The 24,698-nt window shown below is 72.2% G+C and carries 15 protein-coding genes, 1 tRNA gene and 1 riboswitch (1 of these 17 only partly in view); of the genes, 9 read left to right on the top strand and 7 right to left on the bottom strand.

Going from position 1 to position 24,698, the window contains the following annotated elements; all coding sequences use genetic code 11:
• The first annotated feature begins 797 nt into the window (after positions 1-797).
• The 5 genes from OG302_RS22475 (at position 798) to OG302_RS22495 (ending at position 6,000) form a co-directional block, all read left to right on the top strand.
• A complete protein-coding gene (locus OG302_RS22475; RefSeq protein WP_371528413.1) occupies positions 798-2,009 on the top strand; it encodes an alginate lyase family protein in 1,212 nt (403 codons plus the stop codon).
• A gap of 78 nt (positions 2,010-2,087) precedes the next feature.
• Positions 2,088-2,161, top strand: a tRNA-Met gene (locus tag OG302_RS22480).
• 156 nt (positions 2,162-2,317) lie between these two features.
• Positions 2,318-3,475: a PP2C family protein-serine/threonine phosphatase gene (locus OG302_RS22485; RefSeq protein WP_371528414.1), complete on the top strand. Its 1,158-nt coding sequence runs from the start codon at positions 2,318-2,320 to the stop codon at positions 3,473-3,475.
• A gap of 202 nt (positions 3,476-3,677) precedes the next feature.
• Positions 3,678-3,824: riboswitch (cyclic di-AMP (ydaO/yuaA leader) on the top strand.
• Positions 3,825-3,835: 11 nt separating this feature from the next.
• Positions 3,836-4,921 (top strand): M23 family metallopeptidase, encoded by a 1,086-nt coding sequence (locus OG302_RS22490; protein WP_371528415.1) that lies wholly within the window; start codon positions 3,836-3,838, stop codon positions 4,919-4,921.
• Between the two features lie 134 nt (positions 4,922-5,055).
• A complete protein-coding gene (locus OG302_RS22495; protein ID WP_371528416.1) occupies positions 5,056-6,000 on the top strand; it encodes an aldo/keto reductase in 945 nt (314 codons plus the stop codon).
• On the opposite strand, the gene OG302_RS22500 is transcribed toward OG302_RS22495, so the two are convergent.
• From OG302_RS22500 to OG302_RS22515, 4 genes are all read right to left on the bottom strand, one after another.
• The gene (locus OG302_RS22500) at positions 5,997-7,352 is read right to left on the bottom strand and encodes a PrsW family intramembrane metalloprotease (protein WP_371750195.1); all 1,356 of its coding nucleotides are present in this window, start codon (positions 7,350-7,352) and stop codon (positions 5,997-5,999) included. The two genes, OG302_RS22495 and OG302_RS22500, sit on opposite strands and share 4 nt — an antisense overlap.
• A gap of 94 nt (positions 7,353-7,446) precedes the next feature.
• Positions 7,447-8,274, bottom strand: coding sequence for a tRNA (guanosine(46)-N7)-methyltransferase TrmB (gene trmB, locus OG302_RS22505; protein ID WP_371528417.1), 828 nt, complete (start codon positions 8,272-8,274; stop codon positions 7,447-7,449).
• Positions 8,275-8,436: 162 nt separating this feature from the next.
• Positions 8,437-9,639: an L-2-hydroxyglutarate oxidase gene (gene lhgO, locus OG302_RS22510; protein ID WP_371528418.1), complete on the bottom strand. Its 1,203-nt coding sequence runs from the start codon at positions 9,637-9,639 to the stop codon at positions 8,437-8,439.
• A gap of 177 nt (positions 9,640-9,816) precedes the next feature.
• Complete coding sequence (locus OG302_RS22515; protein WP_371528419.1) at positions 9,817-11,283, bottom strand: MFS transporter; 1,467 nt, start codon at positions 11,281-11,283, stop codon at positions 9,817-9,819.
• Positions 11,284-11,982: 699 nt separating this feature from the next.
• Here OG302_RS22515 and OG302_RS22520 point away from each other — a divergent pair.
• On the top strand, positions 11,983-14,082 hold the full coding sequence (locus OG302_RS22520) for an asparagine synthase-related protein (RefSeq protein ID WP_371528420.1): 2,100 nt from the start codon (positions 11,983-11,985) through the stop codon (positions 14,080-14,082).
• Between the two features lie 112 nt (positions 14,083-14,194).
• The gene (locus OG302_RS22525) at positions 14,195-17,440 is read left to right on the top strand and encodes a BTAD domain-containing putative transcriptional regulator (protein WP_371528421.1); all 3,246 of its coding nucleotides are present in this window, start codon (positions 14,195-14,197) and stop codon (positions 17,438-17,440) included.
• Between the two features lie 17 nt (positions 17,441-17,457).
• On the opposite strand, the gene OG302_RS22530 is transcribed toward OG302_RS22525, so the two are convergent.
• Both OG302_RS22530 and OG302_RS22535 read right to left on the bottom strand, forming a co-directional pair.
• On the bottom strand, positions 17,458-19,416 hold the full coding sequence (locus OG302_RS22530; RefSeq protein WP_371528422.1) for a sigma-70 family RNA polymerase sigma factor: 1,959 nt from the start codon (positions 19,414-19,416) through the stop codon (positions 17,458-17,460).
• Positions 19,417-19,641: 225 nt separating this feature from the next.
• Positions 19,642-20,415 (bottom strand): TetR/AcrR family transcriptional regulator, encoded by a 774-nt coding sequence (locus OG302_RS22535; protein ID WP_371528423.1) that lies wholly within the window; start codon positions 20,413-20,415, stop codon positions 19,642-19,644.
• Positions 20,416-20,788: 373 nt separating this feature from the next.
• Between OG302_RS22535 and OG302_RS22540 the strand changes: the two genes are divergently transcribed.
• Positions 20,789-22,147, top strand: a complete 1,359-nt coding sequence (locus OG302_RS22540) for an NAD(P)/FAD-dependent oxidoreductase (protein WP_371528424.1) — start codon at positions 20,789-20,791, stop codon at positions 22,145-22,147.
• Between the two features lie 142 nt (positions 22,148-22,289).
• Complete coding sequence (locus OG302_RS22545; protein ID WP_371528425.1) at positions 22,290-23,963, top strand: SpoIIE family protein phosphatase; 1,674 nt, start codon at positions 22,290-22,292, stop codon at positions 23,961-23,963.
• Between the two features lie 44 nt (positions 23,964-24,007).
• On the opposite strand, the gene OG302_RS22550 is transcribed toward OG302_RS22545, so the two are convergent.
• Positions 24,008-24,698 carry the 3' portion of an MDR family MFS transporter gene (locus tag OG302_RS22550; protein WP_371528426.1) on the bottom strand. Its footprint extends 587 nt past the window's final position, so only the last 691 of its 1,278 coding nucleotides appear in the window; the start codon falls outside the window, past its right edge — the gene reads right to left on this strand; its stop codon occupies positions 24,008-24,010.

Here is a 24,698-nt window from a genome sequence, read left to right on the forward strand (position 1 = left end):
TGCTGTCGGGACTGCCGGGATCGCGGTTGCTTGACCGGAGACCACCTCACTATCGATGTCCTGCGGTACCCGGGCTCAAAAGTCCACCCGGGCGATCCTCCTGATGGCGCTCGGCTCCTCCGTTCTTCCCTCTTGAATCACTTGCTTACCTACGGGAACTGCGTACTGCTGGTGATGCGAACTACTGGTGACCTGTATCAGCGCCACTCTTCGGCAGCCAGCCCCGTCGCCTCTCCTGCATCTGCTCTGGCTTAGAACCCCACTGCCGAACCTCCCGGTGCGCGCGCCCGCAGTCGACGCCTTCACCGAGGTGCTGCTCACTTACTTCACTGCTGGGTGTTGCGAACTGCACTTACTGGTAATGCACTTGCGTGTACTGCGGTCCTGCTCACGGAGGCCCCTGATCACTGCGGGCCGCCCGGTCCGGTCGTCAGTCCCGTCGCCGTCCTGCAACCGCTCTGGCTTCGAAACTCCACCACCGCACCGTCCTGCGAACTGCACTTGCGGGTACTGCTGCCCGGCAGTTCGTCTCTGCCGGGCCCTGCTGTCTCTCTGGGTTACGAGAGAAACCATAACCACACCACCATCCAATGTCTACTCCAGCCGCCATAGATTTTCGCGTGTTCGATGGTGAGGTAATCGACCTCGAACAGGGGTGGTGGACGCACAGCAAGGCCGTCCTCGTGGCAAGGCTGTCCGGACGGACGGGCGGTCGCCCGAATGGACCCGCCTCGCCTGCGCCCCCGCGCCCCACGGGTGACGCTGGGCCTGCCAGGTGGCCGATCCGGAGGTACAGCATGGGTTCCGTACGACGGGCTCTCGTGATGGTGCTCGTGCCGTTGCTGGTCGGCGTCTCGGCGGCCTGTGGCAGTTCCGGCGGCGGCACCGACGCGGCCACCGAGCGGGCCCGGCCCGCCGAGCAGGCCTTCGAACACCCCGGAGTCCTCGTCAGCAAGGCGCAGCTGAAGCGCGTACGGGCCCACGTCGCGGCGGGCGAGCAGCCCTGGCTGACGGCGTTCCGGCGGATGCGGAACAGCAAGTACGGTGCGGACGACTACACCGCCAAGCCGTACGCCGTCGTCGAGTGCCCGCCCGACACCCGCCCGGGCCAGGGCTGCGTCGAGGAGCGTGAGGACGCCATCGCCGCGTACACCCAGGCCCTGCTCTGGAACATCACCGGCGACCGCGCGCACGCCGAGAAGGCCGTGCAGATCATGGACGCCTGGGCGCGGGTGATCACCCGGCACACCGAGGCCAACGCGGGCCTCCAGACGGCCTGGGCCGCCTCCTCGTGGGCACGCGCGGCCGAAGCCGTGCGCTACACCTACGACGGCTGGACCGACGGCCGGATCCTCCGCTTCGAGCGGATGCTGCGCACCGCCTACCTGCCCCAAGTGCGGGACGGCGCGGCCGACTTCAACGGCAACTGGGACCTCCTGATGGCCGACGCGACCATCAGCATGGCGGTCTTCCTCGACGACCACGAGTCCTTCGAGAAGGCGGTGACGCACTTCAGGACCCGCGTGCCGGCCTACTTCTATATGAAGTCGGACGGTCCGCTGCCCGTGTCGCCCGCGGGCAGCGGAATCAATACCCCGGGGAAGCTCCAGAAGTACTGGTTCGGGCAGAAGACCTTCGCCGACGGGCTCTCCCAGGAGACGTGCCGGAACTTCAAGCACGCCAGCTATTCACTCGCTGCCACCGCGCACATCGCGGAGACCGCCTGGCACCAGGGCGTCGATCTGTACGGCGAGGTCAAGGAGCGGCTGCGGGCCGCGCTGGAATTCCACTCCAAGTACCAGCTGGGCGCCGAGGCGCCGGACTGGCTGTGCGGCGGCAAGGTGCAGCGCGACATGGGGCCCGACACCGAGGTCGGCCTCAACCACCTGCGGGACCGGCTGAAGCTGGACCTGCCGGAGACGGAGCGGCTCACCCGGAAGCAGCGGCCCGAGGGCACGGACGATCTGTTCGTGGCCTGGGAGACGCTGACGCACGCCGAGAACACGTGAGCGGCGGCCCTCGTTCGCCGGTGGTTCTCAACCGGTTCGCTTTCACTCCCTCTGATGGCGTAGAGTTGCATTCAACGGCGCGGGGTGGAGCAGCTCGGTAGCTCGCTGGGCTCATAACCCAGAGGTCGCAGGTTCAAATCCTGTCCCCGCTACTAAAGACCGAAGGCCCGGATCCAGAAATGGATCCGGGCCTTCGGTGTTTTCCACCGCAGGATCCTTCTACCGGGGGTTTCCACCGCAGCTTTTCGTCGTAACCCGGTCGGCCCACACCGGTCGCCCCGTGCCGCCGCTCCGGGAACCCTGGACGAGTGGGGCAGCGAGGAGGAAGTGGCGGGGGCGGCGGCAGGCGTCCCGATGTCCGGCACGAGCGGGCGCTCGTGCGGACCCTCCCCCTGCTGCTCATCGTCGTCGGGGTGGTCTACGACCTGACGACCCCGCCGGAGTTCACCGCCTCGCCGCTCTTCACCGCGGCCCCGCTCATCGCCGCACCCTTCTACTCGCTGCTCAGCACCGCCCTCATCGGCACCGGCTCCTGCGCCGCCGTGCTCGCCCTGCATTTCAAGACCGACACCAGCACCGACGTCGAGGCCGTCACCGAGCTGATCACGGTGGTGACCGTCGCCGTCCTCGCCGTCCTCATCAACCGCGTCGTACGCCGCAGCGACAAGCAGCTCGCCTCCGCCCGCTCCATCTCCGAGGCCGCCCAGCGCGCCGTGCTGCCGCAGCCGGACCCCAGGATCGGCGGGCTCGACATCGCCGCGCGGTACGAGGCGGCGGAGGCCGACGCGTTCATCGGGGGCGATCTGTACGCCGTGCAGGAGACCCCGCACGGCGTACGCGTCATCGTCGGCGACGTACGGGGGAAGGGCATGGGCGCGGTGGCGGCCGTCGCCGTCGTGATCGGGGCGTTCCGGGAGGCCGCCGAGCAGGAGGCCACGCTGGAGGCCGTGGCCCAGCGCCTGGAGCGGGCCCTTGCGCGCGAGGGCACGCGGCGCGACGGGCTCGACGCCTTCGAGGGCTTCACCACCGCCGTGCTCGCCGAGATCCCGCACGGCGACGGTCTCGTGCGGCTCATCAACCGCGGGCACCCGGGTCCGCTGCTCCTGCGCGGCGACGGGCGGCTGTGCGTCCTGTCCGCCACCGAGCCCGCGCTGCCGCTCGGGATGGGGGAGCTAGGCGCCTGGCCGGACCGTGCGGACGAGACGGAGTTCCCGCCGGGGGCGATGCTGCTGCTCTACACCGACGGGCTCTCCGAGGCGCGTGACGTCCGGGGCGAGTTCTACGATCCCGCGGCCCGGCTCGGCGGCCGGATCTTCCCGGGCCCCGGCGGCCCGGACGCGCTCCTGTCGACGCTCGTCGAGGAAGTGCGGCGGCACACCGGGGGAGGCGGCACCGACGACATGGCGTTGCTCGCGGTGCGGCGGCCCGTGTCACCGGCCGTGACGGAAGGACACCACTCCGCATAACACCTGACGAGCTGTCAAGGAGATGTGAAGCTCCGGTGTGTGAAGAAGTGGGGTCAACTCGCCCCGTTCGCAACCCCCGTGTCCCGATAAGTACAGGGTGTGGGCGTTAACGATCAGCCGGAACAGCTTGGAATACGACCCCGCTGTCTATTAACGTTCGATAACGCAGCGCGGTCGTCCCAGCCGTCACTCGAGTCGGCTCCGCGCGCACGCGCCTAATCCCGAAAGGGAGCCGGGGAACCACTAATTGGGGTGAATCGGGCATCTGTGCATCCGTGCCAGATGTTCGTAGGAGACCTTCCTGCTCCGAACCCGTCAGCTAACCCGGTAGGCGAGAAGGAAGGAAAGGAGTGCGCCCCCGTGGCGTCCAACCGCCCTGCCCCCCAAGGCGCGTACGTACCGAATGACGACGATTTCGGTGGGTACGACGATGATTCCTGGGAGGAATGGAACCCCACCGAGGAGTCCATTCGTCCCGTCCGCGGCAGGCACCGCGTGCACAAGCGGGGCGGCGGCGGACTTGCCCGCAGCTCCACGGTTCTCGGCGTAGGTGTCATCGCCGCCGTCGGCGCGGGCGGCATCGCCACCGCGCAGGGCGGCAAGCCCCCGGTCTCCATCGCGATGCCGGACATGTCGGCCGTCACGGACTCGCTGCCGGAGGCCAAGTCGCTGCCGGGCGTGGGGTCCCTGATATCCGACGACTCGTCCGGCTCCGGTTCCGCGGACAACGCCGTGACGACCGCCGCCGCACCCCTCTCCGCCGCGGGACTCAGCACCGCCGACACCGAGCAGGGCACCACGGACGCGGGCGAGGCGCTGCGGGCCCGCATCATGGAGCAGGCCGAGAACCAGCAGGACCAGGCGGACGCCGCGGTCCAGAAGGCGGCCGAAGAAGCCGCCGTCAAGCAGGCCGCCGAGCAGGCCGCCGCCAAGCAGACCGCGGCCGAGAAGAAGATCGCCGCCGAGAAGGCCGCCGCGAAGAAGAAGGCCGAGGCGGAGGCCAAGAAGAAGGCCGAGGCCGAGCGCCTGGCCAAGCTCGCGAAGAGCTACACCCTCCCGGTCGCCTCGTACACGCTCACCGGCACCTTCGGCCAGCCCGGCTCCATGTGGTCCTCCGGCTACCACACCGGCCTGGACTTCGCGGCGCCGACGGGCACGCCCATCAAGGCGATCCACTCCGGCACCATCAAGGAAGCGGGCTGGGCGGGGGCGTACGGCTACCGCACGGTCCTCGAACTGGACGACGGCACCGAGCTCTGGTTCTGCCACCAGTCCTCGATGAACGTCAGTGCCGGCCAGAAGGTCACCACCGGCGAGGTCATCGGCCGCGTCGGCGCGACCGGCAACGTCACCGGCGCCCACCTCCACCTGGAGGTCCACCCGGGCGGCGACGCCACCGGGGTCGACCCCGCGGCATGGCTGCGCGGCAAGGGCCAGTCGCTCTGAGGTAACCCAGAACCCCGGCGGTCCTGGCGACAACCCCCCGACGCCAGGGCTGCCGGTTCGGCATGTGCGGACGGCCTGCCTAGGTGCGGGCCGCTCTCCGGAATGTTGCAGTCCGTAAGGGCGTTGATCCCCTTATGACTTCTCTCCGCAAGCTTGGCTCGTCCGACCTCGAGGTCTTCCCGCTCGCCCTGGGCGGCAACGTCTTCGGCTGGACGGCCGACGAGGCGCAGTCCTTCAGCGTGCTCGACGCCTACACCGCCGCCGGCGGCAACTTCATCGACACCGCCGACGTCTACTCGGCCTGGGTGCCCGGCAACAAGGGCGGCGAGTCCGAGACCGTACTCGGCAGCTGGCTCGCCGCGCGCGGCAACCGCTCCGACGTCGTGCTCGCCACCAAGGTCGGCGCCCACCCCGATTACAAGGGCCTGTCCGCCAACACCATCAAGTCCGGTGCCGAGGAGTCGCTGCGCCGCCTGGGCACCGACTACATCGACCTCTACTACACGCACTACGACGACCCGACCGTCTCGGTCGAGGAGATCATCGGTGCGCTCGACGACCTGGTGACGTCCGGCAAGGTGCGCGCGATCGCCGCCTCGAACGTGACCCCCGAGCGGCTCCAGGAGTTCCTCGACTTCTCCGACTGCGAGGGCCTGGCGCGCTACTCGGTGCTGCAGCCGCACTACAACCTCGTCTCGCGCGACACGTACGAGGGCCCGCTGGAGCAGGTCGCCTCGCGCTCCGGCCTGGCCGCCGTCCCGTACTACGCGCTCGCCTCCGGCTTCCTGACCGGCAAGTACCGCCCGGGTGCGCAGGTCGACAGCGCGCGGGCCGAGGGCGCGGGCAAGCACCTGGCCACCGACCGCGGCCTGCGGGTGCTCGCCGCCCTGGACGAGGTCGCCCAGGCGCACGACGCCGAACTCGCGACTGTGGCCCTCGCGTGGCTCGCGGCGCAGCCGACGGTGGCGGCGCCCCTCGCCTCGGCCCGTACGGTCGAGCAGCTGCCCGCGCTGCTCGCGGTGGGGGAGCTCGAACTGACGGAGGCCGAGGTGTCGGCGCTGACGGCGGCTTCCGCCTAGCCCCGGTAGGGGTTGTAGGCGGGGTAGGGCATCGCCGGCTGGGCGTACGGATATCCGTAGGGGGGCTGCTGCGAGTAGGGCTGCTGCGGATACGGCTGGGGATGCGGATAGGGCTGGGGATACGGCTGGCGGTACCCGTGCTGCGGCGGTATCGGTACGAGTACCGGTGCCGTCGCCTGTGCCGCGTAGGCGAGGGCGGGCCGCGCGGCCTCGCGGCGCTCCCACAGGGCGTTCAGCAACTCCCGCTCCCGTACGACGAAGTCGGCGCCCGCCTTGCCCCGGCGTCCGCGGTGCCGCAGGAGCGCGAGAGCCGTCGCGTACGTCTCGTACTGCGCGACCGTGCGCGCCGCGGCCTTGCCCTGGGTGTACGAGGCGTAGTCGCGGGCGAGCGTGCGGGCGCGCATCGTGCCGAGCGCGTACGGCTCGGGCGCGGTGAGCCAGCCCGCGATCACGTACGCGGGGAGTTCGGCGCGCACGATGCGCAGGCCGCGCTGCCTGGTCCAGATCACCAGCCAGGTGAGCAGGCCGAACGCGGGCAGCATGAACGTCGCGTACACCGCGAAGAAGCCGTAGTCCCCGAAGCTGGCCGAGCCGTTCCACAGGGCGTGCAGGCCCATCGCGAGGAGCAGTCCGAGGAGCGGGAGCAGGACGCGCCGCCAGTTCTGCCGGTCGGTGCTGAGCGCGGCGATGCCGAAGCCGATGCCGGTGAGCACGGTGAAGAGCGGGTGCGCGAAGGGCGACATGACGACGCGTACGAAGAAGGTCGCCGCCGTCACGGACGCGAGCCCGGTGCCGCCGTTGAGCTGGTCCGCGCCGAAGGCGCTGCCGAGGTAGAGGATGTTCTCGGTGAACGCGAAGCCGGTGGCGGTCACTCCGGCGATCACGACGCCGTCGACGATGCCGGTGAACTCGCGTCTGCGGAAGAGGAAGACGAGCAGGACGGCCGCGGCCTTCGCGCTCTCCTCGACGATCGGCGCTATGACCGTCGCGCCGAGGGTGTCCGCGCTGGTGGGGTCGGCGGTGGCGGTGGCTATCCAGCGGGTCGCGAAGCTGTTCGCGACGATGGCTATGAGGGCGGCGGCACAGGCGCCCCAGGCGAAGGCGAAGAGCAGATTCCGCCAGGGGCCCGGCTGGACGCGTTGCAGCCAGCGGAAGGCGGCCACCAGGAGCGGCACGGGCAGCGTCGCGAGGCCGAGCCCGACCAGGAAGCCCTCGGTGCCGGTCTGTTCCCGCACCAGGGCCAGGATCACCAGGCCGGAGAGGGCGAGCAGCGTGACCAGGGCGGCCGCGCGTATCGCTCTTCGCTGCCACCAGCGTGCGTGCCGCAGCCCGGCAGGCCCGGCGGCGGGCATCGGGTACGGGTGTGCTGAACGGGTGGCCACCCGTTGACCCTAACGAGGGACGGGGGCGGCCCGCGACGGTGTCTCGGGCCGCGTGGCCGGTGTCTCAGATCCCTTGGCCGGTTCCTGAGCCGGTTCCTGAGCCGGTTCCTTGACCGGAAGTACGGCGGAACAGCAGGTCGTGGACCACGTGTCCCTTGTCCAGGCCCTGGCCCTCGAACCGGGTGAGGGGACGGAAGGCGGGGCGGGGTGCGTACCCGCCGTCGGCCTGGGTGTTCTCGAACGCGGGGTGCGCGGTGAGCACCTCCAGCATCTGCTCGGCGTACGGCTCCCAGTCGGTCGCGCAGTGCAGCACGGCGCCGGGCTTGAGGCGGGGCGCGGCGAGGTCGAGGAAGTCGGGCTGGATGATGCGGCGCTTGTGGTGGCGGGCCTTGGGCCAGGGGTCGGGGAAGTAGACGCGGAGGCCGTCGAGGGAGGCGGGCGGGAGCATTTCGCGGAGCAGGATGACGGCGTCGCCGTTCGCCACGCGGATGTTGTCCAGGCCGTTCCGCTCGGCGAGGCCGAGCAGGTTCCCCTGGCCCGGGGTGTGCACGTCCACGGCGAGGATGCCGGTGTCCGGGTCGTCGGCGGCCATCTGGGCGGTGGCCTCGCCCATGCCGAACCCGATCTCCAGCACGACGGGCCGGCCGGCGCCGAACAGTTCGGCGAAGTCGAGGGTCCGCTGCCCGTCGATGTCCAGCCCCCACATGGGCCACAGCCGCCGCAGCGCGTCCGCTTGGCTTGTGGTGACCCGGCTCCGGCGCGGCTGGAAGCTGCGGATCCGGCGCTCGAAGTGTGAGCCCGCGGGGTCGGGTGAGGGCCCGTCGGGGAAGCGGGGCTCGCCCTTGGGGCGGGGGGTGCGGGGGTGCTCGGGGGCGGCGTTCGACTCAGACACAGTGGGGAGATTTTAGTCCCCCACCCCGCCCCTTCCCGAAACTCGCTCGGCGCCGGTCCGGACACATCTTTCAGCCCCTCCGGCGTTTGAGGAGCGGGGTCTGGGGAGGGGCCCCAGGTTCGGGGAGGGGCGGGATGGGGGGATGCCCCGCAGGGACCGCCCCTACAGAACCCCCAGCACCCGCCGAGCCACTTCCCTCCCGATAGGGAGAGAAGCCGTCGCCGCGGGCGAGGGCGCGTTCAGTACGTGCACGGCCCGCGGCCCCTCCCGTATCAGGAAGTCGTCGGCCAGCGACCCGTCCCGCAGGACCGCCTGCGCCCGCACCCCGGCGGCAGCGGGCACCAGATCGTCCGAGGTCACCGCGGGCAGCAGTCTGCGCACGGCCGTGGTGAAGGCCTCCTTGGAGAAGGAGCGCCGAAGCTCCCCCGCCCCGTACCGCCAGTGCCGCCCGGCCATCCGCCAGGCCCCCGGCCAGCTCAGTGTCCCCGCGAGCTCCCGTGGCCGCACCACACCCCATCCGTACCCCTCGCGGGCCAGCGCGGGCACCGCGTTGGGCCCCACGTGGACCCCGCCCCCGATGCCCCGCGTCAGATGCACCCCCAGGAAGGGGAACGCCGGGTCCGGGACCGGATACACCAGGCCCCGCACCAGCTCGGGCCGCACCAGGTCGAAGTACTCCCCGCGGAAGGGCACGATCCGCATCCCGGGGTCGTCACCGGCCAGCATCGCCACCCGGTCGCACTGCAGCCCCGCGCAGTTGACCAGGACCTTGCCCCGCACCACCGAGCCGTCGGCCGTGCGGACGGCCACCCCGAGCGTCGCGCGCCGGTCGATGCGCACGACGTCCGCGCCGTACCGCACATCGGCTCCCGACGCGTCCGCGAGGCGCTCCGCCACCGAGCCGTAGTCACAGATCCCCGTCGTCCCGACCTGGATCGCGGCGAGCCCCCGCACCTCCGGTTCGTACTCCGCGATCTGGGCGGGGCCCAGCTCCCGGACCGGAATGCCGTTCTCCCTGCCGCGCTGGACGAGGGCGTGCAGGCGGGGCAGCTCGGACCGCTCCGTGGCGACGATCAGCTTGCCGGTGACCTCGTGCGCGATGCCGTACTCGGCGCAGAACTTGATCATCTCGGCGGCGCCCCGCACCGCGTACCGCGCCTTCAGGGAGTCCGGGCGGTAGTAGATCCCGCTGTGGATCACCCCGCTGTTGCGTCCCGTCTGGTGCCTGGCGGGGCCGGCCTCCTTCTCCAGGACGGTGACCCGCGTCCCCGGCGCGGCACGCGTGATGGCATACGCCGTCGACAGACCGACGATCCCGCCGCCGATCACCAGCACATCGCAGTCGTACATCCCGGCCCGGACCATGCCGCATCACCTCCCACCCCGATAGTGCACTGCGCCACTGACAACGCCTTCAAACCCGGCGAGGACCTCAGGGTTACAGGGTGCGTAAATACTGTTGCCGTTCCGGCGGCGCGCGCGGGGCTGACCGCGCGGTGCAGGGGAGGGCCGAGTACGCGCCGCATGCGCATGGACGACGTACTACGCGGGGGCCACGAGCAGCGGCCGTGCCCGCTCCCGCAGCTCCACCACGCGTGGCTCGTCCCCGTACGGCTCCAGACGGTGCAGCAGGTCCTTCACGTACTCCGTGGTCCGCGCGGACGAGATGCGCCCGGCGACCTCCAGGGCGCGTGTGCCCTGCTCGCAGGCCGCGTCGAGGTTCCCCGACTCCAGCTCGGCGACCGCCGACACCACGAGCCGCAGGCCGTGCGAGCGCACGAACTCCTCCGTCGGCCGGGAGAGCGCCTGCTCCGTGAAGCGCCGCACCTGGCGGGGGGCCTTCAGGTCGCGGTAGCACTCGGCGGCGTCCGCCGCGAAGCGGTCGTATCCGTAGAAGCCGAGCCACGACGGGTCGTTGTCGCCCTCCCTGGCCCGCTCCAGCCACCCTTCGGCCGCCCGGAGGGCCGCTCCCGCCGCCTGTGCGTCATTGGCGCGTGCGTGTGCGCGTGCCTCGACGAGGCGGAAGAAGCTCATCGTGCGTGCGGTGGCCAGACCGCGGTTGCGCTCCAGGGCTGCCTGCGCGAGGTCGACGCCCTCGTCGCCGAAGCCGCGGTAGGTCGCCTGGAGGGACATGGAGGCCAGGACGTACCCCCCTAAGGGGACGTCGGCCGCCGCGCGGGCCAGGCGCAGGGCCTGGATGTAGTAGCGCTGGGCGGCCTCCTGCTGGCCGGTGTCGAAGGCCATCCACCCGGCGAGGCGCGTCAGTTCGGCCGACGCCCCGAAGAGCGAGCGGCCCACCTCGTCCGAGTACGAGCCGAGCAGCAATGGCGCCGCCTCGACCCGCAGGCACTCCGGGACCATCGACGAACGCCAGTCACCGCCGCCGTACTTGGAGTCCCAGCGCCGGGCGTCCTCGGCGGCCTCCCGCAGCTTCAGCACGTCGCTGTGGCCGACCTTCATCGGCAGCCCGCTGCTCGCGCTGTCGGTGCCGTCGGCGGGGTGGCTCATTTCGCGGGGCTCGTCCGGGGTGATGTCGCGGGCGACCGAGCTGTCGGCCGGGGTTATCAGCCAGCGCGAGGCCGGCGTCGCGTACGCGCTCACCGCGAAGGAGCCCGCGAGCGACTGCCAGATGCCTCCGCTGCCCGCGCGCCTGCCCGCCAGATCGAGGCGGTAGAGCTCGGTCGCCGACTTGACCGCGGCGCCGACGTCACGCGGGAAGGCCAGGCCCACCTCGGGCGCCGGATCGGCGTCCGCGAGCCCGATCTCGTGCAGCGGGACGGGACGGCCGAGCTTCTGCCCGATGGCCGCGGCGATGAGGTGCGGGGCGGCGCCCTGCGGCACCATGCCCTTGGACACCCAGCGGGCCACCGACGTCTTGTCGTAACGAAGCGTCAACCCGCGTTGGGCGCCGAGGTCGTTGACCCTGCGCGCGAGTCCCGCGTTGCTGATTCCCGCGAGGGCGAGAACGGTGCCGAGTTTCTCGTTCGGCCCGCGTTGCTCCCTGGACATGGCCACCCCTCGACACAGACGGCTGCCGTGCAGTGGCTTGACCGCGCGGCATTCGTGCCGTGTTTCCTCAGGGGCAGCGGTGTCCGCGACTACGACCACCGTGGCCCGGAACCTCGGCCGCAAGAGCATTTGGCCGAGCCCCCAGGAATATGCCTCCGCGAAAACATCAGCACACACAGCGTAGTTCGCCGAATCCCAAGCGTTAAGAGGCGCAGTTCCGTATGGCGAGATTGTTGTCGGTAGGGAAGCGGGGGAGTGCCGCGGTGTGCTCCGGGTGTGTGGCCGTGCGCCTGCGTGTGCGCTCTTCACCGGCCATAAGGGGAGCGCTTCCATTGATGGTGCGTGGGTCGGCCCGCTGCGCTGGAGTCAGTGGGCTGGGGGACACCGCCGCCTCACATCCCCGCGGGCGGCGGACCGGTCCGGGGGGCGAACAGCGCCTCCCGGACTGTGTGTTGCCGTTTACGGTTCCGGCACGCGAGCGTCACCCGCTGATTTGGCTGAAAATCGACCCAGCGCAGACCGGCCAATGCGCCCCCCCTACGGGGGAAGGGCATGGCCGCACCCTTCAAGTACCGCTCCCCCGGGGCAGATTAACGGGAGCGCGAGCAACCCCGTAGCCGCTCCCGCACGCCTCCTTCGTGGCAGCATGGGACCCCAGTTCTTCGATGCACTGGTTGTCCACAGCCCGTGGAGGCAACGATGCGGTGGTTGGTGGGGTGGAGCAGCACTGCCGCGAAGCCTTCGGTGGTGGGCTCGGCCGGGGCCACCGGTGAGAACGGCGAGACCGTCCACCCCGTGGGCTCCCAACTCCTGTGGGGCGACCCGGATCCGCTGTGGGCGGTGGGCGACTGGCGCGCCGACGAGGTGCGCACGGTGCAGGCCGACGAACAGACGCGCATCGCGGTGCTCGGCACCTGCGGCGCGAGCGACGAAGAGCTCAGGGTCGGCCTCTTCGCTGCCCGCGGCGGCGCCCTGCGGCATCTGACCGCCTGGTCCGGGAGCTACACCGCGGTCGTCCAGGTCGGGCGGCGCGTCATGGTCGCCGGCGACCTCGCCGGCGCGCGCCCCGTCTTCTACACCCCCTGGGCCGCGGGCACGGCCTTCGCGACGGCCGCGCTCCCGCTGGCCGACCTCATCGAGGCCCACCTGGACATCGGCCACCTCGCGGCGCTCCTCGCGGCGCCCGACGTGCCGGAGGCGCTCCAGGACTCGACGCCCTACCAGGGCGTGCGCCGTGTGCCACCGGGGCATGCGCTGATCCTGCGCGCGGGCGCACGGGAGATCGCCGGGTACGAACACGTGGCGTCCCTCGCCGTCGCCGCGCCCGCCGCCGACGCGACCGCCGCGGTGGACGGCGTCCGTGACGCCCTCGTCGAAGCGGTACGCACCCGGCTCGGCGCCCCCCGGCACGTCCCCGGAGCGGCAGAGGTCGATCCGGGGCCCGTGCCCGGCATGGGCCCCGCCGAGCGGCGGGCGGCACGCGGGATGCCGGTGCCCGGCATCGGCGCCGACCTCTCCGGGGGGCCCGCCTCCGGCACGCTCGCGCTGCTCGCCGCGGGCCTCCCGGGGATGCCCGGCACGGTCCTCGGCCATGGCACGGGCGCGGGGGAGCGGCTCCTTGCCGTCACCTTCAACGACCTCGCGATCAAGGGCCGTGAGGCCGAGCTGGAACGGGCGGGCGCCATCGCGGCCAACCCCCGGCTGCACCACGTGGTGGTCGCCGCGGGTGAAGAGGCACTCCCGTACGCGGACTTGGACGGCCCTCTTACGGATGAGCCGAGCGCCACCCTCGTCACGGCCCAGCGCCACCGCGCGCGGCTCGCGTCGGGCAGCGCCGACCACTTCACGGGGTACGGCGCCCGGCAGGTCCTCGACGCGCATCCGGCCCGCCTCGCCGACCTCCTGATGGACCGCAGGCGACGCCATCTGGTGCGCCCCGTCGCGGCATTGGCGAAGGCGGACGGTTCCCCGGGCTCCGTCATGGTCCCCGCGCGCGTGTACGGCGCCGCGCGCAAGCTCGCCCGGATGCCCTACCGCGCGGGCGTCGACTCGCTCGCCGACCGTCTCCTCCAGCGCCGCTTCGACGAGCCGGGCGGGGCGGTGGGGGCGTCGATGGCCGCGCTCTCGTGGGCGAGACCGGGGCCCGCCGCGCGCTGGCTGACCGGCGAGGCCCTCGCTGAAGTATCGGTTCGCCTCCAGGACACGACCGGGCGACCCGGCGCGGGCCCAGGCCAGCGCCCCGGCGAATTCCGTGCCCGCGCGGCGCTCGCCCGGCACGCGGCCGACCTGCGCGTCCTCGAACAGGCCGCCGAGGTCCGCTTCCAGCGCCTGCACGCGCCCTTCCTGGACAACCAGGTCGTCCGGGCCTGCCGCGCCCTCCCGGTCGCCCTGCGGGTCCAGCCAGGGGCCCGTGCGGCCATCCTGCGTACGGTCCTCGAAGGCGCGGGAGTGGCCGAACTGCCGCCCGGCTGGGGCGCGCCGTCCCACGCGTCGTCGGCGGTGGCGGCGCGGACGGGTCTGCGGGTGGCGGTGGACGATCTGCTGGCCCTCTTCGACACGCCCCTGCTCGCGCAGGCGGGCCTGGTGGAGGCCCGCGTCGTCCGCAAGGCGCTGCGCGCGGCGGCCGAGGGGGAACCACTGCCGCTCGACGGTCTGGCGGACCTGGTCTCCGTGGAACTGTGGCTGCGCCGCCTGCTGTCCCGCCGGGGCACGTGCTGGACGGGCACACCCGCGCGGCAGAGGGCGGTCCCTACGGGGAGCGTCGTGCCGCAGAGGGGGGCTTTGGGGGCGGGGCGGTAGCCCGGAGTGCCCCGTACGGACCAGGACGTGGCCGTCGAGGCGGCAGGGAACGGCTCGCCCGGAGAAAGAAACCCCTCGCGCCTCGACCCGCGCCACCGGCGAGAATGACCCCGTGCGGTACAGAATCCTGGGCGCCACCGAGGCGTACGACGAACAAGGGGCACCCCTGCCCGTAGGGGGCCGAAGACTTCGCGCGCTCCTCGCCACCCTCGCGCTCCGCACCAACCGCACCGTCCCCGTGGAAACCCTCATCGCCGAGGTGTGGGCCGAGGACGAGCCGCCCACGGACGCGCCCGCCGCCCTCCAGGCCCTCGTCGGCCGTCTGCGCCGGGCCCTCGGCAAGGCCGCCATCGCCTCGGACCACGGCGGCTACCGCCTCACCGCCGCCCCCGAGGACATCGACCTGCACCGCTTCGAACGCCTTGTGCGCGAGGGGCGGGCGGCCCTCGGCCACCACGACCCGGCGTCGGCCGCCCGCACCCTCGGTGAGGCGCTCGCCCTGTGGCGCGGCCCCGCCCTCGCCGATCTGCCGGACCGCAGCGCGGCCACCCGCCCCGAAGCGCTGCGTGCCGAGGCGACCCGCGCCCGCATCGAGGCCGAGCTGCTCCTGGGCCACGCCTCCGACGTCGTACCGGAACTGCGGGAACTCACCGAGGTCCAGCCGTACGACGAGGCCCTGCACGCGCTGCTGATCCGCGCTCTGCGCGACGCGGGCCGCGGTGCCGACGCCCTCACCGCGTACGAGAACGCGCGCCGCACGCTCGCCGACGCACTCGGCACCGACCCGGGCCGGGAACTGCGAGCTCTGCACGCGGAGTTGCTGAATCGGCCCGGGGGTCCGGGGCCGACCACCGGTGGGCACGCCACTGACGGTCCGGAGCGGCGGGAGCCTCCCGAGCGGCCGGAGCGGCCGGAGCGCCCCGAGCGGCGGGGCAATCTCCGTCCCCGCCTGACCTCTTTCGTCGGCCGGGAACCCGAACTCGCCGCCATCCGTTCCGACATACGACGAGCACGCCTGGTCACCCTCACCGGACCTGGCGGCTCCGGCAAGACCCGCCTCGCCGAGGAAGCCGCCGCCGGGCATCCGCAGGCATGGCTGGCCGAGCTCGCCCCGCTCGACCATCCCGAGGCGGTCCCGGGGGCTGTCGTCAGCGCGCTCGGTCTGCGCGAGACCGTGCTGATGACCAGCGACATGACGGCGCCGCAGGACGACCCGGTCGCCCTGCTCGTCGAGTACTGCGCCCCGCGCAGCCTGCTCCTGCTCCTTGACAACTGCGAACACGTCATCGGCGCCGCGGCCGACCTCGCCCAGACCCTCCTCACGCACTGCCCTGACCTCACCGTCGTCGCCACCAGCCGTGAACCCCTGGGCGTGCCGGGCGAGTTCGTGCGCCCCGTCGAGCCGCTCCCGCCCGACCCGGCGTACCGCCTCTTCACCGAGCGCGCCATGGCCGTGCGCCCGGACTTCGCCCCCGAGGAGGACTCCGACGCCGTAGCCGAGATCTGCCGCCGGCTCGACGGCCTGCCGCTCGCCATCGAGCTCGCCGCGGCCCGCCTGCGCCTGCTCGCACCCCGGCAGATCGCCGACCGTCTCGACGACCGCTTCCGCCTCCTCACCAGCGGCAGCCGCACGGTCCTGCCCCGCCAGCAGACCCTGCGGGCCGTCGTCGACTGGTCCTGGGACCTGCTCGACGAGCCGGAGCGGACCGTGCTGCGCGAGGTGTCCGTCTTCGCCGGCGGCTGGGACCTGGCGGCGGCCGAGGCGGTCTGCACCGGGCCCGCCGCCGACCTCATCGGCGCCCTGGTGGACAAGTCGCTGCTCATCGCCGAGCCCACGGCCAGGGGCGACATGCGCTACCGCATGCTGGAGACCATCCACGAGTACGCGACCGAGCGGGCCGCCGAGACGCCGGACCTGAGTGCCGCCGCGGGCCGGCGCCACACCGCGTACGTCCGCGCGCTGGTCGAACAGGCCGAGCCCCTGCTCCGTTCCGCGGACCAACTCCCCTGGATCCAGCGCATGGAGACAGAGCTGGACAACATCCGCGCGGCCCTGCAGCGCGCCATCGAGTCGCGGGAAGTGGAAGACGCCCTGGCCATCACTCTGGCCACGGGCTGGTTCTGGTGGCTGCGGAACTACCGCAGAGAGGGCACGGAGTGGACCGCCCGTCTCCTGCTCCTCGCACCGCCGATGCCGCCGGACGGGCCTGACGGCGCCCCCGACGGCACGGGCGACCCGCTCCATTGGTCCTGGATGAGCCTGCGGCTGCTGTCCTTCTTCCTGGTGGCGGAGAACAGACCGACGGATCTGATGGAGGGGGAGGGCAAGCGCGAGAGCGTGCGGCGGGTGCGGGACGCCTTCTCGCGACCGGGTCCCGCGGCGGCCCGCTTCCCCGGGCTGATCTGGCCGTTCACGGTCTACTTCCTTGAGGGCACCGACGCGGCAAGGCCCGCCATGGACGAAGTGGTCGCCAACTGCCGTAGGTACGGGGGTGACTGGGAGGTCGGTGTCAGCCTGATGTTCCGTGCGCACCAGGCCGTCGACGCCCCGGGCAACATGTCCGGTGTCGACGAGGACCTCGCCGAGCTGCGGCAGCTGAGCAGGCGCGCCGGTGACCGCTGGATGCGCGCCCAGGTGTCCAGCGCGGCGGGCGAGGCCGCGATGGCGCGCGGTCTGTACGAGGAGGCGCGCGGGGAGTACGAGGAAGCGCTCCGCCTCGCCTACGAGGTGGGCGCTTACGCGGAGACGCCGTTCCTCATCGTCCGCCTCGCCGAGGTGGCGTACCGCGAGGACGACCGCGAGCTGGCGGCGAAGGCCCTCAACGAGGCGTCGATCGAGGCCGACCGGTACGGAGTGACGGACGCGCGGGCGTTCCTGCGGATGATGCAGGCCCGGATGGCGCTGGACGACGGAGATGTCGCCGGGGCCCGCGTCTGCTTCGAGGCGTCCCGCACCGACGCCGAGCGCGGCACGCCACCGCCGCAGTTCAACGCGGACCTCAAGCGCCTGGAGTCCACGATCGTGGCCGCCGAGTCCGGTCCTGCGCAGGCGCTGCCCCTGCTCGCCGACGGTCAGCGCGAAGCCGTGGAGAGCCGGTGCGCGGAGTTGGTCGTCGCCGCCCTCGTGGACACCGGAGCCACCTTCGTGTGCCGCCTTGGCGATCACCCCCGCGCGGTCCGCCTGCTGGCCTTCAGCACCCGGCTGCGGAACGGAAGCGCGCGCCCGATGCCGGAGCGTGCCGAGGCCGAACAGGTCGAGAGCGCGGCGCTCGCCGTCCTCGGCCGGAGCCGTTACGAGGCGGAGAGCGAGGCGGGTGCCCGGCTCACCGCGGCCGGCGCCCTCGCGGAACTGAGCTGAAGGGCGCCGGGCCCGGCCTACGTACAGCGGAAGCGCGACTGCGCCCAGTCCGCGAGCGCGACCGAGTCGAACGGCGTGTGCGGCTCGACGACCAGGCGGATCGTCTTGCGCCCGGTCAGATTCACCTGCACCGGGACCGCCGGGTCCCCGCCCTTGATCACCGGAGACTGCCACAGCCGCGCGCCGTCGCCGAAGACGGAGAACCGCACCTTGCCCAGGCCCATCGTCAGGTCGTCGACACCGACGACCGCTTCGTACGACGAGCAGGTGCGGTTCAGGTCGATGGTGACGGAGGACTGGCCGTGGACGGTCACGCCGTGGCCGTACTGCCGGTCCGCGATGGACATGCCGGACCGCTGCCAGACCCAGCTGCTCTCGCCGAGCCGCATCTCGGGTTTGGTGCCGTCACCGACGACGCCGTACCGCAGTTCGCTCCACTGGTAGACCGCCGGGGCGGGCGGCGGCGGGGGCGGCGGCTTGGGCTTCGGCTTGGACGGTGTGGGAGCGGGCGTCGGCTTCGGGGCCGGCGGCTTCGGCTTCGGGGTGGGCGTCGGGGTCGGCCTCGGCTTCGGCTCGGGAGCCGGCTTGGGGGGAGGCTTCGGCTTCGACTCGGCGACCGGCTGCTCGGGCGGCGGCTTCGGCTTCGGTTTCGGGGGCGGCGGCTTGCTCGGCACGACCGGCTCCACGGCCGGTGGCTTGTCGGCGCTCGGCAGGTCCTTGGGCTTGTCCCCGCCCGCGGTGAGCGCCAGCGCCACGACGGCCGCGGCCGCGACGACGACACCCGCGGCGATACCGGCCTTCGCGGGCGCGCCAAGGCCCTCGGCCGCGGCACCGCCGCCCGCCGCACCTCCGGACGAGCCGCCGCTCGCCGCTGCCGCGCCCGCCGCACCGGCGCCCGCGGCACCCGCGGCGCCACCGCCGACGAGGGCGGCCACCTTCGCGTAACCGGCGGCGCCGAACCAGCCGATGACCGCGATCGGCACGACCCCGGGAATGCCGCTGGCGACTTCCTTGATCTGGCCCGCGGCAAGCCGGCACTTGGCGCACTCCTCCAAGTGCTTGCGCAGGCCGCGCTCGGCCCGGGTGCGCAGACTGCCGCGTGCGTAGGCGCCGAGCCGGTCGGCGTACCGCGCGCACTCCTCGTCGGCGGTGAGCGTGGTGCTCACATGGGCCTGGAGATACGCCTCCTTCAGACCCTCGCGGGCCCGCTTGGCGAGGACCCGGGTGCCGTTGGCGTCGAGCCCGAAGAGGGTGGCGACGTCGCTCGGGGACTCGTCCTCGACCTCCGTGTGCCACAGCACGGCCTGCCACCGCTCGGGGAGGCTGCGGAACGCCTGCATGGCCATGGACTGCTCGGCCTCGTGCATCGCGAGCACGTCCGCGCCGAGGTCCAGGGTGTCGTCGTCGGAGACCTCGGAGCTGCGTGAGGCCTGTGCCGCGAACACCGCGAAGTCCTCGACCAGCTGCTCACGCTTCGCCGACTTCGTCCACCCGGCGGCGACGCGGCGCACCGTGGTGAGCAGATAGGCGCGCACCGCGTGCTCGGGCCCGCTGCCGCCACGGACCGCCTGGAGCATCCGTGCGAAGACCTCGGCCGTGAGGTCGTCCGCGGTGTGCGCGTCCCGGCAGCACGTGCGGGCGTACCGGCGGACGGCTTCGGCGTGCCTTCGGTACAGCTCCTCGTACGCGGTGTCGTCGCCCGCCCGCATCCGGGCGATCAGGTCGCTGTCGGGCGGCGGACCGTCCCCGGGCGCGAGAGCTCCGGCGTCGGTCGGGCCGGTCGGCAGGAGAGGGACCGCTGCTTCGGCCCTGGCGCCTTCCCGCTGAGGCGGAACGCTCGGATCCGCGCCGTCGGGGGCGCCACCGGCGGCGCCGCCGGCCATGGGCCCGCCTTGGTTCGGCACCTGCCGATGAGGCAGTCCCGCGGCCTCGTCGCCCAGGGCGGAGGACGACTCGTCCCGCCCGTCACCACTCATCGCGGAAGCCCCCGCTTGCACACTCAGACCCGGCCATCCGGGAAAGAGTGCCATACGGTCCTGCTACGACGGACGGCGATGACGGTCAACCACCCTTCCGGGGTGATTTCCCGTATCCGAGCACTACCGTTCACCCATTCGGGGAAGGCTCAACCTCCGTGCTCACAACGGAGGTTGAGCCTTCCCTGTGAGGGATTTGTGCTGATGCCGTGTCCTTGGGCCGCTTCAGGCCGTGGGGCGCGAGCGCAGCCCCTCCAGCAGGATGTCGAGCAGCCGCGAGGACGCCGCCGCCTGCTGGGCCGCGTCCGGCAGCGAGGGCGCCGCCGTCGCTATCACCAGGAGCACGTCCGACACGGTCACGTCCGCGCGCAGCTCGCCCGCCGCACGTGCCCGCTCCACGAGGCGCCCGACGACGTCCAGGAGCGCGACCGCTCCCGGGTCGACGGCCGCCGACTCCTCGGCCGGTGCCGAGCGCTGCTCGACGAGCCGCAGTTCGGGTCCGGCCGGAGCCGCCTGCCGCTGCTGCGGCACCCGCGCCTCGTCGTCCCGAACCCCCGCGACCTCGTCCGCGACGCCCACCCGCAGGACCTGCGGCGGCAGGAGCCGCCCCGCGCCCGAGGCGACGGACGTGCGCAGGAAGCGCGAGAGCGCCGACCACGGCTCGTCCTCCTGCCCGAGCGCCGAACGGGCCTGGTCGGTCAGCCGGGAGGTCTCCTCCTCGGCTATGCGCCGCACCAGCACGTCCTTGCTGGGGAAGCGGCGGTAGACCGTGCCGACGCCGACCCGGGCGCGCCGGGCCACGTCCTCCATCGGCGCGCCGTAACCCAGCTCGCCGAAGACCTCGCGCGCCGCGCGAAGTACGTGCTCGAGATTGCGCTGTGCGTCCACACGCAGCGGCGTCGAACGCGGTCCGTCCCCCATGTCGCGTCCGTTCCCGCTGGTGGCGACGGCTGCTGCCGACGCCGTGCTCGAAGTCCAGTGAGATTCCTGAATATGCATACGCGTTCCCCCGGTAATGACGTCTCCCCCCGGAGACACTCCCCGCCATTGACTACCGGAGTGTGAGGAGCAAGCCCGATTCCGGGACCCGTAGCTGGACCCGACGAGCGCATCCCCCGACACCCCGACGACACACGAACATAGTTGAGCCAGAGTCAATTCAGAAGAGGCGGGTTCCGCACGGACCGCCCCCCGATCGGAGTACGCACCGATTCCGACCTGATTGCACCCCTTCGCTTTGCCCCTCTTCACCCCGCTGACCTGCACATCTATATCGCGCTTCGGCAAGGCCCGGACGGCTCGCCGCGCATCACGGCCGGTCACACAAATTGTCGAGCCTGTGGACAAACTCAAGAGCTGGGTGCGTCATGGGATGGTGAAGGAACCTGTGCGCATTCTCGTTGTGGGCGGCGGATACGTCGGCATGTACACCGCGCTGCGCCTCCAGCGGAAGCTGAAGCCGGAGCTGAAGCGGGGCGAAGCGGAGATCGTGGTGGTGACGCCCGATCCTTATATGACCTATCAGCCGTTCCTGCCCGAAGCCGCGGCCGGCTCGATCTCGCCGCGCCACGTCGTGGTCCCGCTCCGCCGTGTCCTGGACAGATGCCGGATCGTCATCGGCGAGGTCCAGTCGGTCGACCACGCCAAGCGCACGGCCTCCTTCACCACCCTCGCCACCGCGGACGAGGGCTCGGGCGCCGTCGAGATCACGTACGACGAAATCGTGCTGGCCCCGGGATCCGTCTCGCGCACCCTGCCCGTGCCGGGCCTCGCCGAGCACGGTGTCGGCTTCAAGACCGTCGAAGAGGCCATCGGCCTGCGCAATCACGTCATCGAGCAGATGGACATCGCCTCGTCGACGCGCGACCCCGCGGTCCGCGACGCGGCCCTCACCTTCGTCTTCGTGGGCGGCGGTTACGCGGGGGTCGAGGCGCTCGGCGAGCTGGAGGACATGGCCCGCTACGCCTCGCGGTACTACCACAACGTCAAGGCCGAGGACATGAAGTGGATCCTCGTCGAGGCCTCCGGGCGGATCCTCCCCGAGGTCGGCGAGGAGATGGGCAAGTACACGGTCCGTGAGCTGCGGCGCCGCAACATCGACGTACGCCTGGAGACCCGGCTCGACTCGTGCGAGGACCGGGTCGCCGTCCTGAGCGACGGCGCGCGCTTCCCCACCCGTACGGTCGTGTGGACCGCGGGCGTCAAACCGCACCCGGTGCTGGCCGCGACCGACCTGCCGCTGAACGAACGCGGCCGCCTCGACTGCACCGCGCAGCTGACCGTGAACGGCACCACGCACGCGTGGGGCGCGGGAGACGCGGCAGCCGTCCCCGACGTCACAGCCGACGAGCCCGGCAAGGAGTGCGCCCCCAACGCCCAGCACGCGGTACGCCAGGCCAGGACACTTGGCGACAACATCGCCGCCTCCCTGCGCGAACAGCCCCTCAAGGAGTACACGCACAAATACGTGGGCTCCGTCGCCTCCCTGGGGCTGCACAAAGGCGTCGCACATGTCTACGGACGGAAGTTGAAGGGCTACCCTGCCTGGTTCATGCACCGCGTCTACCACCTGAGCCGCGTGCCCACCGTCAACCGCAAGTCCAGGGTGCTCGCCGAATGGACCCTGTCCGGCCTGTTCAAACGCGAGATCGTCTCCCTGGGGTCGCTCGAGCACCCGCGTGCGGAGTTCGAACTCGCGGCCGGGGGCAGAAGCCCGAAGGAGTCCTCCTGACCGGAGGCAGGAACTCCCCGTACGACACCGGCGTCTGACGGATGTCAGTCCGGTCGGCCAGACTGTTCGTGTGACCATGGGCGGGCCAGGACCGCCGGAAATCCCCGCCCGATCCAGAAGCGACATCACGAGGCCTACCGCAGTGAACTTCACGCGCTGGAGCGCCCGGCTCCCCGGAACGCAGCGCCGCGCCGCGGCGCGCACCGACCTGGGGATCTCCCCGCCACAGCGAGCCGAAAGCTCCGTCCCTGCGGCCCGCGCCGAAGGCGGCCAGGAGGGCACCACCCTCACCCCGGCCGCCGCAGGCGTCGACGAACTGCCGACCCGCGAGGTGCTCGACCGCATTCCGGCCCTCGTCGCCCTGGTGCACGGCCCCGAGCACCGCATCGCGTACGTCAACGACGCGTACGCCACCGCGTTCGGTGAGCGCCCCGTCGGCGAACCCGCCCGCGACGCGCTGCCCGAGCTGGACGAGCTGGGCCTGCTGCCCCTCCTGGACCAGGTCCTGCGCAGCTCCAAGCCGCGCACGGTCAAGTCCCGCAAGGCGGCGAGCGGCCGGTCGTACACATTCACCTGCACCCCCGTGACGCTCCCCGTGAGCGGCTCCGCCACAGGGCTCAAGGACGACGGCATCCTGGTCTTCGCCGCCGACGTCACCGACCACGCGGAGGCCGCCGAGCGGCTGCGGGCCAGCGAGCGCACCCAGCGCGAGACGGCCGTCACCCTGCAACGCTCGCTGCTTCCGCAGGAGTTGGAGCAGCCGGACGACCTGCGCATCGCCGCCACGTACCAACCGGGCGGCACGGAGGCCGCGGTCGGCGGCGACTGGTACGACGTGATCACCCTCGGCGGCGGTCGCACCGCCCTGGTCATCGGCGACGTCATGGGCCGCGGCGTCCGCGCGGCGGCCGTCATGGGCCAGCTCCGCACAGCCGTGCGCGCCTACGCCCGCTTGGACCTGCCCCCGCACGAGGTCCTGCAGCTCCTCGACGGCCTCGCCACCGAGATCGACGCGATGCAGATCGCCACCATGGTCTACGCCGTGCACGACCCGAACGAAGGCAGCCTGACGTACGCCTCCGCCGGGCACCTGCCGATCCTCGTACGGGACGAGGGCGGCACGATCCACCGCGCGGAGGAGCCCACGGGCCCGCCGCTCGGCACCGGAGGCTGGCTGCACACCTCGGGTTCGGTCCCGCTCGGCCCCGGCTCGACCGCCGTCCTCTACACGGACGGCCTGGTGGAGCGGCGCAGCGAGGACATCGACGAGGGCGTCGCCTCCCTGGAGCGCGCCCTCGCGGGCGCCACCGGCACACCCCAGGTGGTGTGCGACCGGCTGATCCGCGCCCTGGGGGTGGCCGCCGACCACGACGACGACGTGGCGGTCCTGGTCCTCCAGCACCCGGCCCGCACCGGCCTGGACGCCGAGCTGTTCCGGAACGCCGCCCTGGAGCTGCTCGGGGGAGTGGAGGCGGCGCCACGCGCGCGTGCCTTCGCGACGGGAGTCCTCGCCAGCTGGCGCTTCCCGCCCGAACTGCACGACCTGGGGGTGCTCGCGGCCAGCGAACTGGTCGCGAACTCCCTCCAGCACGGCACACCCCCGATGCGGCTCCGCCTGCGCCGCACGGACCGGCGGCTGATCATCGAGGTGACGGACGGCGACGACCACCTGCCGCGTCGCCGCCGCGCCGAGCCCGCGGACGAGGCGGGCCGTGGCATCGCCATCGTCGCCACGATCGCCTCGAACTGGGGCTCACGGCGCACACCGGGCGGCGGCAAGGCGGTCTGGTGCGAATTCGCCCTCCCGCGCGCGTAGTGCTCCTTTAGTACGACAGGTAATGCGACTAGTACGACAGGCGTCTAGGAGTTGGCCGGTACGGGCTCCGGGGTGCCCTGGGCCACCACCCGGCTCTTCGCCACGTACGGCTGGTTCTGCAGCGGAGTGAGCTGCCGGCCCAGACGTACGGCGAGCACCGTGATGCCCAGCGAGAACAGCAGGAACGTCACGATGTACGGCCCGTGCAGCGCGGCCCCCATCGGACCGCCCACCGCGGGGCCGACCGCGAGCGCGAGCTGCTTCACCAGGGCGAAGGCCGAGTTGTACTGACCGACCATCCCGGCGGGCGCCAGATCGGCGACCAGCGGGGCGACGGTCGGCGACAGCATCGCCTCACCGAGCCCGAAGAGCGCGTACGTGGAGATGAACGCGGCGGTGGCCATGGCCTGGCTGCCGTTCCCCATCCCCGCGTACCCGGCGGCGATCCACGCGACGGCCCAGATCAGACCGACGGCGGCGATCACGCGCGACCGCTTGCGCCGCTCGACGAACTTCAGGACGGCGAACTGCGCGATGACGATCACGGCCGTGTTGGCGGCGAGCGCGATGCCCAGGGTCGACGGCGAGATCCCGGCCGCCTCCACGCCGTAGGCGGAGAGACCCGACTCGAACTGGCCGTAGCAGGCGAAGAACAGCACGAAGCCGAGCACGCACAGCTGCACCATCGCCTTGTGCCGGAGCAGCGCCCGCAGACCGCTCTGCGGCGCGGACCCG

It is taken from the genome of Streptomyces sp. NBC_01283 (assembly GCF_041435335.1).
Classification (GTDB): Bacteria; Actinomycetota; Actinomycetes; order Streptomycetales; family Streptomycetaceae; genus Streptomyces.